Annotated in this window: 11 protein-coding genes and 2 tRNA genes; 8 read left to right on the top strand and 5 right to left on the bottom strand. The window is 56.1% G+C overall.

Features of this window, described 5'->3' with window-relative positions; all coding sequences use genetic code 11:
- Positions 1 to 252 precede the first annotated feature (252 nt).
- A complete protein-coding gene (locus tag AC2FFB_RS16405) occupies positions 253 to 1188 on the bottom strand; it encodes a LysR substrate-binding domain-containing protein (RefSeq protein WP_496714206.1) in 936 nt (311 codons plus the stop codon).
- A gap of 239 nt (positions 1189 to 1427) precedes the next feature.
- Between AC2FFB_RS16405 and AC2FFB_RS16400 the strand changes: the two genes are divergently transcribed.
- The 5 genes from AC2FFB_RS16400 to AC2FFB_RS16380 all read left to right on the top strand — a co-directional run bounded on the left by AC2FFB_RS16400 (position 1428) and on the right by AC2FFB_RS16380 (position 8243).
- Positions 1428 to 2381: an ABC transporter substrate-binding protein gene (locus AC2FFB_RS16400; protein ID WP_281973700.1), complete on the top strand. Its 954-nt coding sequence runs from the start codon at positions 1428 to 1430 to the stop codon at positions 2379 to 2381.
- A gap of 82 nt (positions 2382 to 2463) precedes the next feature.
- A complete protein-coding gene (locus AC2FFB_RS16395; RefSeq protein WP_271951750.1) occupies positions 2464 to 3492 on the top strand; it encodes a quaternary amine ABC transporter ATP-binding protein in 1029 nt (342 codons plus the stop codon).
- Positions 3492 to 5474 carry an ABC transporter permease gene (locus AC2FFB_RS16390; RefSeq protein ID WP_496751131.1) on the top strand — a complete coding sequence of 661 codons (1983 nt, stop codon included), beginning with the start codon at positions 3492 to 3494 and terminating at the stop codon, positions 5472 to 5474. The genes AC2FFB_RS16395 and AC2FFB_RS16390 overlap by 1 nt, the downstream gene beginning before the upstream one ends.
- A 1-nt stretch (position 5475) precedes the next feature.
- The gene (locus AC2FFB_RS16385) at positions 5476 to 5847 is read left to right on the top strand and encodes a cupin domain-containing protein (RefSeq protein WP_142640214.1); all 372 of its coding nucleotides are present in this window, start codon (positions 5476 to 5478) and stop codon (positions 5845 to 5847) included.
- Positions 5844 to 8243, top strand: coding sequence for a trimethylamine N-oxide demethylase (locus AC2FFB_RS16380; protein ID WP_496690449.1), 2400 nt, complete (start codon positions 5844 to 5846; stop codon positions 8241 to 8243). Before AC2FFB_RS16385 ends, AC2FFB_RS16380 begins: the two co-directional genes overlap by 4 nt.
- Before the next feature lie 409 nt (positions 8244 to 8652).
- Here AC2FFB_RS16380 and arsJ read toward each other — a convergent pair whose 3' ends face one another.
- The 3 genes from arsJ to AC2FFB_RS16365 are packed head-to-tail and all read right to left on the bottom strand — an operon-like array spanning position 8653 to position 11737.
- Positions 8653 to 9912, bottom strand: a complete 1260-nt coding sequence (arsJ, locus tag AC2FFB_RS16375) for an organoarsenical effux MFS transporter ArsJ (protein WP_496690450.1) — start codon at positions 9910 to 9912, stop codon at positions 8653 to 8655.
- Complete coding sequence (locus AC2FFB_RS16370; protein ID WP_496690451.1) at positions 9909 to 10907, bottom strand: ArsJ-associated glyceraldehyde-3-phosphate dehydrogenase; 999 nt, start codon at positions 10905 to 10907, stop codon at positions 9909 to 9911. Before AC2FFB_RS16370 ends, arsJ begins: the two co-directional genes overlap by 4 nt.
- Entirely contained in the window at positions 10904 to 11737 is an 834-nt protein-coding gene (locus tag AC2FFB_RS16365; RefSeq protein ID WP_496694614.1) for an arsenate reductase/protein-tyrosine-phosphatase family protein, read from the bottom strand. Before AC2FFB_RS16365 ends, AC2FFB_RS16370 begins: the two co-directional genes overlap by 4 nt.
- 176 nt (positions 11738 to 11913) lie before the next feature.
- Between AC2FFB_RS16365 and AC2FFB_RS16360 the strand changes: the two genes are divergently transcribed.
- A tRNA-Thr gene (locus AC2FFB_RS16360) sits at positions 11914 to 11989 on the top strand.
- A gap of 251 nt (positions 11990 to 12240) precedes the next feature.
- On the opposite strand, the gene AC2FFB_RS16355 is transcribed toward AC2FFB_RS16360, so the two are convergent.
- Positions 12241 to 12316 (bottom strand) — tRNA-Lys (locus AC2FFB_RS16355).
- A gap of 212 nt (positions 12317 to 12528) precedes the next feature.
- Between AC2FFB_RS16355 and dapF the strand changes: the two genes are divergently transcribed.
- Together dapF and mtaB are read left to right on the top strand one after the other, a co-directional pair.
- Positions 12529 to 13371, top strand: a complete 843-nt coding sequence (gene dapF, locus AC2FFB_RS16350) for a diaminopimelate epimerase (RefSeq protein WP_271951728.1) — start codon at positions 12529 to 12531, stop codon at positions 13369 to 13371.
- Positions 13368 to 14624 carry a tRNA (N(6)-L-threonylcarbamoyladenosine(37)-C(2))-methylthiotransferase MtaB gene (mtaB, locus tag AC2FFB_RS16345; protein WP_496875196.1) on the top strand — a complete coding sequence of 419 codons (1257 nt, stop codon included), beginning with the start codon at positions 13368 to 13370 and terminating at the stop codon, positions 14622 to 14624. Before dapF ends, mtaB begins: the two co-directional genes overlap by 4 nt.
- Positions 14625 to 14671: the final 47 nt, after the last annotated feature.

The following is a 14671-nucleotide window of genomic DNA, read 5'->3' as shown; positions in this document are numbered from 1 at the left end:
CCAATCTCCTGAATCGGCTTCTTCTTCGCCTCACGCGCAATTTCGATGTCAGATTTATAGCTCATTGGGTTTCGGTCTCCCTGCATAAAATAGGCCAATAGTGTTCCAACCAGAACGGCAAGGAGCCGAACCAGATTCGCATATATTTTTCTTTAAAGTAAATATTTATTCCCTAGGGTCAATATGCGAGTTTAACACTCCCTGAAAGTGCTACTCGATTCATCATTAGGAAACAGAGGCTGGCCACAGCGATCAGGCGTATCTTTTCCGACCCGCGCTGAGACCAAGCAACCAATCTTCAACGATGCGCTGCTCTGGGAAAGCTTTGTGAAGAGGCCTTTTTAACAGGTAGTATCCGGACTGTGTTCGCACTGATGCGCCCTGAACCGGTCTGACCAAAGTGCCGCTTTCAAGCAATGGGTCAACAAGATGGGCCCAACCCAATGCAATTCCCAGTCCATCGACAGCTGCTTGCACTGACAACGGATAGGTATTGAACTCCACTGCCTGTTCCATCGAGGACGTCGATACCCCATTGCCACTGAACCAAGTGCGCCATGTCATCCACTCTGCATGACCACTGGCGACTTCGATAAGTTCCAGTTCCGGCAGCGCAGATATATCTGCCGCTTTGGGGTTGCTCTTGAGATACTCTGGGCTGCAGACCGGAAATACGGTTTCTCCGAACAAAAGCTGTGCCTCGTATCCCGGCCAATCGCCATCTCCACGCAGGATCGTCAAGTCCATCGAATCCGACAGGCACTCTGCGTCGCTGTCAGAAGAGACCAGCGAAATACGGATGCGGCCATTTGATTTGTTGAACTTGCGAAGTTGCGGCATCAGCCAAAGAGACGCGACAGAGTTGGTGGCGGAGATCGATACCGTGTTGGCCTGATGTTTGGCCAGCATATCCCGGCTGACATCCCGCATCAGGTCCAGCGACTTCTCCACGGTTGCCAGCAGGATGGCCCCTTGTTGGGTAAGCGAAACAGATCGGTGCCCTCGCACAAACAACGGCACATCATAGTGTTGCTCTAGCAACCGCACTTTGCGGCTGATCGCCGTTTCAGAGATGTTCAGAACCTTACTGGCCTGCGCAAAGCTCTGCGCCTTTGCGGCAGCTTCAAACGCCAACAAATAGTCGAGCGGCGGAAGGACTTTCCCTGTGACTGAAGTTTTCTTTGGCATTTCAGAGCGGATTCCCGAACTGGACGTTATAGCGATCGAAAAACATTTGGCCTCATCTGCGGGCAATCGATCAGGCAACTAATTGTTAAGATAGCAAAAAGTCGGGTTAGCCTCAAGAATTTATGGTCAAAGACCCTCAAATTTCTGTTCTGCGTCTGGGGCGATTCTGCGCAGAATGCACAAATTCGGGGCCGGAAGAGTCCACAACCTAAAAAATGAACATCACTCAGGGAGCAAACATGAAACTTACAAACCTCCTTTCTGCTGCAACTTTGGCAGCAGTTGCGGGAACAGGGGCGACTGCAGAAGACAGCAGCGACCCGATCGTGATCCCAATTCACAATTGGTCCAGCCAGATCGTGATGTCGAACGTTGTCGGCCTGATCTTTGAAGAGATGGGCAACAACGTCGAATACGTCACCACCGACAGCCAGGCGGTCTATGAATCGGTGCGCCTGGGCGATGTGGCGTTGGAGATGGAAGTCTGGGAAGGCGCGTTTGGCGCGTCCTACAGGGCGGCATTGGAAAAAGGTGGCCTGCATGACGCAGGCGATCATGACGCCGTTACACGTGAGGATTGGTGGTATCCCATGTGGACCAAGGAATCCTGCCCGGGCCTGCCAGATTGGAATGCATTGAACGACTGCGCACACCTGTTCGCGACAGCCGAAACCGGCGACAAGGGTCGGTATCTGGATGGTCCAGTTGACTGGTTGAAGCATGGTAAAGAACGCGCCGAAGCACTTGATCTGAACTTTACCGTGATCAATGCGGGTTCCGCCGCAGCCCTTTGGGCCGAGATAGGCGCGGCTGAGGCCGACAAAACACCGGTACTGGTTTTTAACTGGACGCCAAACTTTGCCGAAGCCGTCTGGCCTGGTGAGTTCGTTGAGTTCCCAGCATGGGAAGACGGATGCGACAAAGACCCAGCCAAGGGTCCTAACCCGAATGCGTTGTATGATTGCGGCAACCCCGCCGAAGGTTACCTGAAAAAGGCAGCCTGGGATGGTATGAAAGACAAATGGCCGGCCGCGTATTGCGCCCTGACAGAGATTTCTTTCACCAATCCGCAGATTGCTGAGATGGCGAAGCTGGTCGATACTGATGAGCTTGAACCGGAAGAAGCCGCCGAAGAATGGCTGGACGCCAACCGCGCTGTCGTCGATCCTTGGATCAGTTCCTGCAGCTCATAATCCGGCTACATCCACCGAAACTGGCGCGGCCTTGACCATCTGATCGATGCAAGGCCGCGCTCAACAAGAAAGTTAGGCAGCCATGTCCGCCACAGCGCCTGTCATCTCAGCCAAAAATGTATGGAAACTGTTTGGGCCCTCGCCAGAGAGCTACCTGAAGTCCATGCCCGCTGGCCGCGGTTTTGATGAAATCCGTGCAGATGGGTATATCGCCGGTGTCAAGGATGTCTCGATTGAGGTTGGCCGTGGCGAAATGCTGGTCATCATGGGTTTGTCAGGGTCAGGCAAGTCGACGCTGGTACGTTGTTTTTCGCGCCTGCACGACATTACAGGCGGAACGATTGAGGTTGACGGTCAGGACATCATGAGCCTGAGCGAGCGCGATCTGATTGAATTGCGCAGAAACAAGATGGGCATGGTGTTTCAGTCTTTCGGACTGCTGCCACATCGCACGGTTTTGGACAACGTGGCCTTTCCGTTGGAAATGCGCGGACAAGATCGTCATGATCGGCGCGAACGCGCGCTGGAAGTCATCAAGTTGGTGGGCCTTGAAGGTCGGGAAGAATACTTCCCACGGGAATTGAGCGGCGGCCAACAGCAAAGAGTCGGAATCGCCCGGTCGCTCGCCATTGAACCCGATATCTGGTTTCTGGACGAGCCATTCTCGGCGCTTGATCCACTGATCCGCCGCGAAATGCAGGATGAATTCCTGCGATTGCAAGAGATGCTGGGCAAAACCATCGTTTTCATCACGCATGATTTTGACGAAGCGCTACGTCTGGCAGACCGGATTGCAATCATGCGCAACGGCGCGGTCGAACAATGTGACACCCCCGACAAGATTGTGATGAACCCTGCCACCGAGTACGTGGCCAAGTTTACCGAAGATGTCGACAAGGCCCGGGTCGTACATGCCAAAGGCCTGGCAAAACCTGTGAACGGTCATGCCTTGGAGGGCGCACCAATCAATGGTGGATCAACCATTCACGAACTGGCGCGGGTTCTTGTCAACGATAACCGCATTCTTTTGCCGGTGGCGGATGACAATGGCGTTGTCACCGGTGTTCTGGAACGTGACGCCGCATTGAATGTTCTGCTTGGAGCTGAATGATGGCGGCGCTGTCCACCGAAGTACCGGACACTTCAGACGGGACGTGGGGAAAAACCAGAGTCCTGACTACACTTCTGGCCGCCGCCTTCGTGCTGATCGTTGCCAAAGCTGTCGGAGTTCTTCCCGAATGGCTAAACCGCATCCCCGAAGCCGCGATTCCGCCGACGGCGCAGGTTCTGGATGCAGTCTTCTACTTTATCCAAAATGATCTTGGCCTGATCTATGTCACACGATTTATCGCCGAAGGTCCGCTTGAGTTCCTGCTGGATACGTCAGCGAACCTTCTGGAAGGCAAGCGCCGTTGGCCCAATCTAGGTCCGATCCCATGGTCCGCAATCGCCGCAGTGGCAGCCGTCGTCGGCTACGCCGTAGGTGGTTGGCGTCTGGCCGCATTAGGCGCGGGAACCTTCATCTGGACGGCCGCGATCGGGCAGTGGAAGATCGCCATGCAGACGATGTCTGTCATCGTGGTTGCCGCACCGCTGGCGTTTCTTTTGGGCTTGATACTAGGCATCGCCGCCTGGAAATACAGCTGGTTCGAGCGGATGCTGAAACCCATGCTGTCCGTGCTGCAAACCCTGCCCTTCTTTACGTATCTCTTGCCAGCAGTGATCTTTTTTAAGGTCGGACCGACAGCTGGGGCCGTCGCAACAATTACTTTTGCCATCCCGCCGATGATCCTGATGACCACTCTGGGCTTGAAAAAAGTCAGCCCCGAAGTGATCGAAGCAGGCCAGATGTCTGGATGTACCAAATGGCAGATGTTGCGCCACGTCTACGTTCCAGCCGCGCGGACCGAGGTTCTGGTCGGCGTCAATCAGGTGATCATGTTGTGTCTTGCGATGGTTGTTCTGACCGCCTTTATCGGAATGCCCGGTCTTGGCGCGAAACTGCTGGCGATGATGGGTAGTTTCAAGCTGGGCCGTTCTTTCGAGATTGGCGTAACCATCGTCCTTCTGGCTGTCACGTTGGATCGGATGTCAAAGGCCTGGGTCGTCAAACAGCCAGTGCACTTCGAACGCGGCACCCCGTGGTGGAAGCGCCACCAGATTTCGCTGGTCGCACTGGGTCTGTTTGTTGGGTTCACTCTGCTGTCTCAGGTCTTCCCGATCCTGGCCGAAATTGGCCGCAAGCAGCATCTCAGCCAAGGCAAAGAAATCGACGTGGTTATCAAGTCGTTCCTGGCCATCGACATGATCAAAGGGACAACCGAATGGTTACGCTGGTTTCTGAACGTCAAGGTTCTGATTCCATTCCGGAATACGCTACTCGCCATTCCAACTCCCGCGTTCATCCTGCTGGTTGTTTCCTTTGCTTATTGGGTTGGTGGCCGAAAGCCGGGCATCTACGCAGCAGTCTTCTTTACGATTGTCGCGTTCTCGGGCTGGTGGGATCGGTCGGTTATTACTTTGTATACCGTGATCTCGGCCGTTGCGCTGGCAACCATGATCGGTATCCCCCTGGGCGTTGTCGCTGCGCGGTCCGCGCGTTGGTCCAAGAGCATTTTGCTGGCTTGCGACACTGCGCAAACCTTCCCCAGCTTCATTTACTTGATCCCTGCGATCATGTTGTTCGGGGTCAATGATGTCGCGGTTGTGTTCTCGATTCTGATCTTCGCCGCCGTCCCGCTGATCCGGTACACTATTATTGGCCTCAGCAACGTGCCGCCGGAAATGACCGAGGCAGCAGATATGTCCGGCTCGACCCGCCGGCAAAAGCTTATGTCGGTTCAGTTCCCTCTGGCGCTGCCAACTATGGCGGTCGGGTTTAATCAAGCCATCATGTTCGCCTTCTTCATGGTCATTATCGCGGCCTTCATTGGAACGCAGGACCTGGGGCAGGAACTTCAACGAACTCTGGCAGGTACCGAACTGGGCAAGAACTTTGTGCTCGGCATGAATGTCTCGCTGATGGCGCTTACCTTCGACATGGCGATCAGCAGTTGGGCTGATCAGCGCAAAAAGCGGTTGGGGCTCGACTAAGATGGCACAACAGCAGAGCGCACGCACCGTTATCCGCTTCGATGACCCCGGATTTGTCCGGATGCGGATGGACGGCCTGCCCGATGCGCAGGTCTGGTGGAAGAATATCAGTTTCGATGAAGAAACCGGACAAGGCAGCTATCTGATGAAGATGGCGCCAGGCACACGTTCGAACCCTCATGTCCATTACGGGCCGGAAGAGTTCTTTGTGCTTGAGGGCGATCTGACCGACCACGACGGGTTTCGATATCGCAGCGGCGATTTTGTCAGCCTTGCTGCCGGGTTCAGCCACTATTCGCGAACCGAGGCGGGATGCCTCTTGGTGGTTACCCATCGTGGTGCAACCGAAGCCATTCAGGAAAACACACTATGAATGTGAAGCCGGTCTTCGAAGTTCCATTCGAACGCAGTGGGGTTCTGGCCCCCGGCCTTCCGATCCTGCCGCATGGAACGGAACGCCACCCGATCCCCGGAATGGGGTCGCGCGCGGTACCGGTGTCCAAGGGCGATACCATCACGCTGCTGGACCGCGATGGGATGCAACCGGCTGAGATGGTCTTCTTTTCTCCTGACCGAAGCTCCGATGCAGCCATGCTGGGCACACAGGGGCATGGACGGCCCGAAGGTTTGATCGCAACCCTCGCAAATGGATCAGCATCTGGCAAAAAAGTTCTGCGTGCATTGGAAATCGCGGGCTTCGACATCGGAAAAGGCGACGCAATCCGGGCATTCGCTGGCGGTTCACGCCCGGGCGACATGGTGCATTTCGTGGCGGAAAGCGATGGTCTTTTGATTGTCGCTGCACCAGGCAAGGCTATGCGCCCTGAGGACAACAACCCTCCTACGGATATCATCTTGTACATCCAGCGCTCAGCGCCCGGATTGGAAAAGCCCGATGTCGGACCGCCCGATCCGCTGGCCGATCCGCTTAAGGATTTCAATATTCAGCCGGGAAATGCGCACTCATATGAAGTGAAGGCCGGTGAATTCATCCAGATCGTCGATATTCGTGGCCGAGAGTGTTCCGATTTTCAGGCCTTCAGCCGCCGCGCACTGGATCAGGGGATCGAGCGTGAAATCGACCCGACAACAACACGCAGCCTGATGGGCAGCTTGTATCCTCAACCCGGGATTTTCTCAAAGTACTGGTCAGTAGATCAAGAGCCTTTGATCGAAATCGTTCAAGATACCTGTGGGCGCCATGACACGTTCGGTCTGGCCTGTACGGCGCGATATTATGAAGACCTTGGCTATCCCGGCCATGTGAATTGTTCGGACAATATCAACAAGGATCTGGACCAATATGGCATCAAGCCGCGCGGTGGCTGGCCAGCGATCAACTTCTTTTTCAACACGATGCTGGATGACACCAACGCCATTGGCATGGACGATCCGTGGTCGCGACCCGGTGACTTCGTCCTGCTGCGCGCCCTGACCGATCTGGTTTGCGTCAGCACCGGCTGTCCCTGCGATATCGACCCGGCAAATGGCTGGAATCCAACAGACATTCAAGTGCGAACCTATAAGGCGACTGAGGATTTCAAGCGGTCCTATGGCTATAGAAAATCTGCGGAGGCGGATGTGGAAGAAACTAAGAAAACAGCATTTCACGACTGCTTTGCACGGCACACCCGTGATTTCGTCGAATACAATGGCTATTGGCTGCCCAACACGATGACCAATCATGGCGCGATTGCCGAATATTGGGCTTGCCGGGACAAGGTTGCTGTCATGGACCTCAGCCCGCTGCGCAAATACGAAGTCGTGGGACCTGACGCCGAAGAACTGATGCAGCTTTGCGTGACCCGCAACATGAAAAAGCTGAGCGTTGGTCAGGTCGTTTATACGGCCATGTGCTATGAGCACGGCGGTATGATCGACGATGGCACCGTCTACCGGTTGGGTGAGACGAACTTCCGCTGGATCGGTGGGAATGACACCAGCGGGTTGTGGCTGCAGGAACAGGCGCTCAAACGCAATATGAATGTCTGGGTGCGCAACTCTACGGACCAGTTGCACAACATTGCAGTTCAGGGGCGGCATAGCCGCGACATACTTTCCAAGATATTCTGGACACCGCCTCAGCAACCAACGATCGACGAACTGCCGTGGTTCCGGCTTTCGGTCGCGCGGGTTGGTGATGTGCAGGGGACTTCTGTTGTAATTTCTCGGACCGGCTATTCCGGAGAGCTTGGGTATGAAATCTTCTGCCACCCCAAGGATGCCGTCGAAATCTTTGATCGTGTCTGGGAGGTGGGCCAAGAGTATGGCATTGCGCCTCTGGGCCTGGGCGCATTGGACATGTTGCGGATCGAGGGCGGTCTGATCTTTGCCGGGTCAGAATTCGACGATCAGACCGATCCGTTCGAGGCCGGCATCGGCTTTACTGTGCCGCTGAAATCAAAGACCGACGACTTCATTGGGCGGGCGGCGATAGAGGAGCGCAAGGCCCACCCACACCGCAAACTGGTTGGATTTGAGATCGAAGGGGGTACGGTCCCCTCACCCGGTGACTGCGTGCGCGTTGGGAAAGCGCAGGTCGGAGAGATTACCAGCGCGATGAAATCACCCATCCTCGGCAAGGTCATCGCTTTGGGTCGGGTTTCTGTTACCCATGCCATCGTTGGAGCGGACATCGAAATCGGGCAGCTGGACGGCCAACAAAAGCGGTTGAAAGCCAAGATCGTGCCATTCCCGCATTTCGATCCAACAAAGGAACGTGTGAAGGGAATGTACGCAGAAGCGACGGTTCCGAACGCTGCAGAATAGCGACGGTGGTCTGACATCAACTTCTACCCGACCAAGGAATGCTGATGCTCGGACCTCATGCAACTCGAGTGGTGGCATTCCAAGTCAAATGCCTCTGGGCAGTGACATTGGAATGTTAAGGCTGAGCGGTCGGCCACGAACCACTGCAAGCCTTATTGCTTGGGTACCAAAAAAAAATCTTTTGCTTCAGTGAGCTTTCGAACGCGTTGCTTTGCGCGCTTCCCGAGTGTGCCACTGAGATTTCGAAACAACAAATTGGATCCGCTGAAATGCCCTGCGGCATCGCCAATAAAGCGTTTCTGCCGGATAGCGTAACATGTAGGGGCTAATTCCATTTGTCCCGTCACAGAATTCATCGGCAAAAATAATGACGTCCATGCCGCATTCGCGAGCAAGCTTGGTGAGAATGCTAACCCACCGCCAAACGGTCCTGCATCCTGTCCGAGGCCATGGCGGACAGAGCGACCATTGTTGCGGCTGTTCCCAGAACCATTGCCAAACCACCGATCTGGTAAGTGAGGCCAGACAGCACTGTGCCCAGCAATCGGCCAGCCGCGTTGGCCATGTAATAGAAACCGACATCCATCGTGACCCGCTCGGCCTGAGAAAAGGACAGGATCAGATAGGAATGCAGCGAAGAGTTCACGGCAAAGATCACTCCAAAGATCAGCAAGCCGATCACCAGCGTAATGGTCAGCCAAGTGGCGGGCCCCGAGGATAAGGCTACAGCGACGGTCAGGGCGGCAGGCACGCAGAACAGGGTTACGGCCCAATCGCGCGCGGCGCGGATCAATTGGGGCTCGGACCGGTCAGAGGCGCGCAGGATCTTCGGGGCGCTGGCCTGAACTGCGCCGTATAGGATGATCCAGGCCGCCATGAATGTCCCGATCATGAAAAAGGCCGCTCGGTTCCCGGTTTCGGACCCGTCGGACAATACCGCATAGAAATAGATCGGAATCCCGACCACAAACCACACATCGCGCGCGCCAAACAGAAACATGCGGGACAAGCACAGCCAGTTGATATTGGGGGATTTCGAAAAAACCTCAGAGAATTTTGCGCCTTTACGCCCTTTGGGCAGGCCCGGCGGCATGAATAGAACGACCGCGATCAGGATGACGCCCAGCACCATAGCCATGGCCAGCACCGCCCAGTTAAAGCCAAACGTTGCCAACAGACCTGCGCCCAGCAAAAAGCCCAGCCCTTTGACCGCGTTCTTGGACCCGGTCAGCAGGGCAACCCAGCGAAACAGGCCGCCATCCTCGGTCGGGGCCAGCAGTTTCACGGCGGATTTCGAAGACATCTTGGCCAGATCCTTGGCCACGCCGCTGGCACCCTGAACGATCATGACAAAGGCCACTTTAGCTGGAATGGCCCAATTAGGGTCTAGTTGAGTCAGCAGCAGCAACGCCCCCACCTGCAGGCCAAGCCCCGCATAGAGCGTCGAGGTCAACCCGAACCGAGCCGCAATCCAGCCCGCCGCCAGATTGGTGCCGATACCGGCAATTTCATACAGAACAAACAGATAGGCCAGCTGGACCGGCGAGAAGCCCATCGTATGAAAATGCAGCAGCACCAGCATACGAAGCGCGCCGTCGGTCAGCATGAATGCCCAATAGGCTGCCGTGACCGCGATATAGGCGGACAACCCTTCGGGCTTCTGGGTCACAGCGCGGCTCCGACCATGAGCGCGACGTCGACCAGACGGTGCGCGTATCCCATCTCATTGTCATACCAGGCGTAGATCTTTACCTGGGTGCCGTTCACCACCATCGTCGACGGGGCGTCGATGATCGAAGAACGCTGATCATTGGTATAGTCGGTCGACACCAGAGGGCGGGTTTCATAGCCCAGAATACCCTTCAAATCTCCATCGGCGGCTTCTTTGAATAACGCGTTGACCTCTTCGACGGTTGTTTCCCGCTCTACTTCGAACACGCAATCGGTCAGCGAGGCATTCAGCAGCGGCACCCGGACCGCGTGACCGTTCAGCCGTCCTTGGAGTTCCGGGTAAATCAGGGTGATTGCCGTGGCCGAGCCGGTGGTGGTCGGGATCAGTGAGTTCAGAGCCGACCGCGCGCGGCGCAGGTCTTTGGCCGGGCGATCCACGATAGTCTGCGTGTTCGTTACGTCGTGGATTGTGGTCATCGACCCGTGGCGAATGCCGATATTCTCATGGATCACCTTGACCACCGGCGCCAGGCAGTTGGTGGTGCAAGAGGCAGCTGTCACGATGTGATGCGCGCTCGGATCATATGTACCTTCGTTCACGCCCATCACGATATTGGCGGTCGGGCCATCCTTGACCGGTGCCGAGACGACAACCTTCCTGACGCCTGCATCAAAATATGGCGCCAGCTTGATCTCGGTTTTGAAGGCGCCTGTGCAGTCAATCACCACGTCGACCCCGTCCAGTGGCAGCGCGTTCAGGTCGCGGGTACCGACAAACGGCAAGTGCATACCCTCTATGGTGACGCTGTCTTTGTCATAGTCAAAATCTGCTTCCCAGCGTCCATGAACCGTGTCGAATTCCAGCAAATGCGCGTGCATTTCAGGATCACCGATCCCGTCATTGATCCAGGCGATCTTTGCGCCTTTCTCCAATAGTGGTTTCAGGGCCAGCTTGCCCATCCGGCCAAGGCCATTCACGGCGTAGGTTGTCATGTCATGTCCTCGTCAGATGTTCTGGCAATATCGTCGACAGCAGATTGCAAGGCGATCCGGTCGAGGCTTTCGACCGGCAGCGAGGTAAAGGCCTCGATCCTGCGCCTGAGCGAACCATAGGCGTTCTGGAAGGCCAGGCTTTTTTCAGCCTTCGTGCCTGTCGCCATGACCGGGTCGACCACGCCCCAGTGACCGCTGATCGGCTGGCCATCCCAGGCCGGGCATTCCTCATTCGCGGCCTGATTGCAGACGGTAAAGACAAAATCCATCTCGGGCACGTCAGAGGTGGCGAATTCTGACATATGTTTCGAGCGCAGAGCCGAAACGTCATGCCCTTTGTCCTTAAGGACCTGCACCGCTATAGGGTTGAGCCCGGATGAAGGCTGCGTTCCCGCAGAATATGCGTTGAAACGCTCACCCGCCAGCGCGCGAAGGATAGATTCAGCAAATATCGAACGGGCGGAATTGCCAACGCACAGGAAAAGAACGTTATATTTTCGGTCCGCTGATCTGTCGCTTTCCCAGCCTGACGGGATACAGATTTCGGGGCGTCCGCGGCAGCAATCGTTCAGTAGGTAATCCAGCATCTGCTGCACATTCTGCATCTCGATCGAGTAGAGCAAAGAGGTACCAGACCGATTCTGCCGGACCAGCCCTGCCTGTCGCAACGCGTTCAGATAGTTCGATAATGTGTTGGGCTTGATCCCCAGCCCCAAGGCAAGCTCTCCGGCCGGGACAGCGTCAGGAAAGCGTCGCATCAACATGCGAAACACTGAAAGCCGTTGCGGGTGACCCAAAGTCGCCAGTTGTTCTGTTGCTGTAATTTCCATATTTCATGAAATATCGAAATATATAACTGCAGTCAACCCGGTTCCGATTTCCAGTGCGCGCCGGACCCTCAAAGAACGGTGATAACGAAATGCGGAAACAGGTGCTTCTAAGGTCATGAAACCCGGGATTTCACCGCTTGCAAGCACCTGCACGAGGGTTTAAACGAGCCTCGCTTGCCTCAATAGCTCAGCTGGTAGAGCAGGTCCTTCGTAAGGACAAGGTCGGGGGTTCGAGTCCCTCTTGAGGCACCATTTACTTTCAGAGGTCAGCAGAAATCGCAACCACTTGAACGTAAAGTGATTTCCGCACTTCGAAGGGCTTTGTCTCGTCAACTTGCCGTTTGGTTTCTCACACCCGTTATTGGACGAAGGTGACATCGAAGAAGCCATCGCCGATCAGCTACAATCGCCACGGATCTCTTCGGCAGATCATCGCACATGCGGTGTTGTTATACGTTCGCATCAATCTGATCCTGCGTAACGCGTTGGTGCTATGTAAAAAGTGGTGAGCCGTGCAGGATTCGAACCTGCGACCCACTGATTAAAAGTCAGTTGCTCTACCAACTGAGCTAACGGCCCACTCTTTTGTTTGGATCCATTGGATCCGTGGCGCTCTGTAAGGCATTTTCCCGACTGGGTTCAAGACCTTATTTCACACCTCGTTACGCCTGTAGTTTCTTTCGAAACGGCGTCCCGATAGGCGGCCTACTTAGGCAGGTGGCGCAAGGGGGTCAACCCCTTTTTTCACGAATCTGCGCCACAGGGTGGATTCCCATCCGCAGCAACGTTATATGCCCGCCATGCAAGGAATTCAGAACACCGGATTGCCCTTTATGAAGATGCATGGGCTGGGCAATGACTTTGTCATTGTGGATGCGCGCGCGCATGAGGTCGGGGTGACACCAGCCTTGGCTCAAGCCATTGGGCATCGGCAATTTGGGGTCGGCTTTGATCAGCTCGCCGTCATCGAAAACGGCGCATCAGATGCCCATCTGGTGTTCTACAACGCCGATGGCTCGACCTCGGCCGCCTGTGGCAATGCCACCCGCTGTATCGCGCGGTTTCTGATGGAGGAAACCGGCAAACAGACCCTGACCCTGACCACCGAGCGGGGAACGCTCTATGCAAGCGATGCGGGGGACGGGCTGACTTCGGTTAATATGGGACTGCCGCAGCTGAACTGGCACGAGATTCCACTGACCGAAGACGTGGACACCTTGGAACTGCCGATCGAAGGCGCCCCAACCGCCACCGGCATGGGAAACCCGCATTGCACCTTCTTTGTCGACAATGCCGAGGCGATTCCGCTGGCAGAGTTCGGCGCACGGTATGAATATCATCCGCTCTATCCAGAACGGACCAATGTACAAGTGGCACAGCTGATCGGTCCGGATCATATCCGCATGCGCGTATGGGAACGGGGCGTTGGCATCACCCTGGCCTCTGGCTCTTCGTCCTGCGCAACGGCCGTGGCCGCAGCCCGGCGCGGCCTGACCGGACGCAAGGTTCAGATCGAGCTGGACGGCGGCACGATTTGGATTGATTGGCGCGACGATGGCGTCTGGATGACCGGCCCTACCGCCCATGTCTTCTCAGGCCTGCTGACGCCGGAATTCCTGAGGTCGCTGGGATGAACCCGCCCAAATTCACCACGCTGGGCTGCCGCCTGAACGCCTATGAGACCGAGGCGATGAAAGAGCTGTCGCAACAGGCCGGTCTGACCGATGCGGTGGTGGTGAACACCTGCGCCGTGACCGCCGAAGCCGTGCGCAAGGCCCGGCAGGAAATCCGCAAACTGCGCCGCGAAAACCCGAATGCCCGGCTGATTGTGACCGGCTGCGCTGCGCAGACAGAACCGCAGACCTTTTCCCAGATGGAAGAGGTCGATGCCGTCATTGGCAACACGGAAAAGATGCGACCCGAAACCTGGAAAGGTATGGCGGCGGATTTCATTGGTGAAACCGAGGCCGTCCAGGTTGATGACATCATGTCGGTTACCGAAACCGCTGGCCACCTGATCGACGGGTTTGGCACTCGTTCCCGCGCCTATGTACAGGTTCAGAATGGCTGTGACCACCGCTGTACCTTCTGCATCATCCCATATGGCCGCGGTAATTCGCGCAGCGTCCCCGCGGGCGTTGTTGTGGACCAGATCATGCGTCTGGTCGATAAGGGCTATAATGAGGTCGTTCTGACCGGCGTCGACCTGACCTCATGGGGGGCTGACCTGCCTGCCCAGCCAAAGCTGGGTGATCTGGTTATGCGCATCCTCAAGCTGGTGCCTGATTTGCCGCGCCTGCGGATCAGCTCGATCGATTCGATCGAGGTCGATGAAAACCTGATGCAGGCCATTGCCACAGAACCCCGCCTAATGCCTCACTTGCATCTGTCGCTGCAGCATGGCGACGATCTGATCCTGAAGCGGATGAAACGCCGCCATTTGCGTGACGATGCGATCCGCTTTACCCAAGAGGCCCGCAAGCTGCGCCCCGAGATGACCTTTGGCGCTGACATCATCGCCGGTTTCCCGACCGAGACCGAGGCTCATTTCGAAAATTCGCTAAGGCTGGTTGCCGATTGCGATCTGACATGGCTGCATGTCTTCCCCTACTCCAAACGCGAAGGTACACCCGCTGCCCGCATTCCGCAGCAGGTCAACGGCAATGTCATCAAAACCCGCGCCGCCCGTCTGCGTGCCGCTGGCGAGGTGCAGATTGCCAAGCACCTGACCGCGCAGGTTGGCAAAATACATCACATCCTGATGGAAAATCCGCATATGGGCCGCACCGAGCAGTTCACCGAAGTCACGTTCAAAACCGCTCAATCCGAAGGGCAAGTCGTGACCGCCACCATCACCGGCCGCTCCGCAACACAGCTCAGCGCCTGATCCGCCCCTTCCACACGCTTGCAACAAAAAACCCCCGCTGCCAATGG

It is taken from the genome of Ruegeria sp. YTSA219, from assembly GCF_059609985.1.
This window is presented reverse-complemented; position numbering and strand designations above follow the sequence as displayed.

Coding starts and splice junctions, on each gene's coding strand:
- AC2FFB_RS16405 (WP_496714206.1), bottom strand. CDS start 1,188: ATGCCAAAGAAAACTTCAGTCACAGGGAAAGTCCTTCCGCCGCTCGAC.
- AC2FFB_RS16400 (WP_281973700.1), top strand. CDS start 1,428: ATGAAACTTACAAACCTCCTTTCTGCTGCAACTTTGGCAGCAGTTGCG.
- AC2FFB_RS16395 (WP_271951750.1), top strand. CDS start 2,464: ATGTCCGCCACAGCGCCTGTCATCTCAGCCAAAAATGTATGGAAACTG.
- AC2FFB_RS16390 (WP_496751131.1), top strand. CDS start 3,492: ATGGCGGCGCTGTCCACCGAAGTACCGGACACTTCAGACGGGACGTGG.
- AC2FFB_RS16385 (WP_142640214.1), top strand. CDS start 5,476: ATGGCACAACAGCAGAGCGCACGCACCGTTATCCGCTTCGATGACCCC.
- AC2FFB_RS16380 (WP_496690449.1), top strand. CDS start 5,844: ATGAATGTGAAGCCGGTCTTCGAAGTTCCATTCGAACGCAGTGGGGTT.
- AC2FFB_RS16370 (WP_496690451.1), bottom strand. CDS start 10,907: ATGACAACCTACGCCGTGAATGGCCTTGGCCGGATGGGCAAGCTGGCC.
- AC2FFB_RS16365 (WP_496694614.1), bottom strand. CDS start 11,737: ATGGAAATTACAGCAACAGAACAACTGGCGACTTTGGGTCACCCGCAA.
- dapF (WP_271951728.1), top strand. CDS start 12,529: ATGCCCGCCATGCAAGGAATTCAGAACACCGGATTGCCCTTTATGAAG.
- mtaB (WP_496875196.1), top strand. CDS start 13,368: ATGAACCCGCCCAAATTCACCACGCTGGGCTGCCGCCTGAACGCCTAT.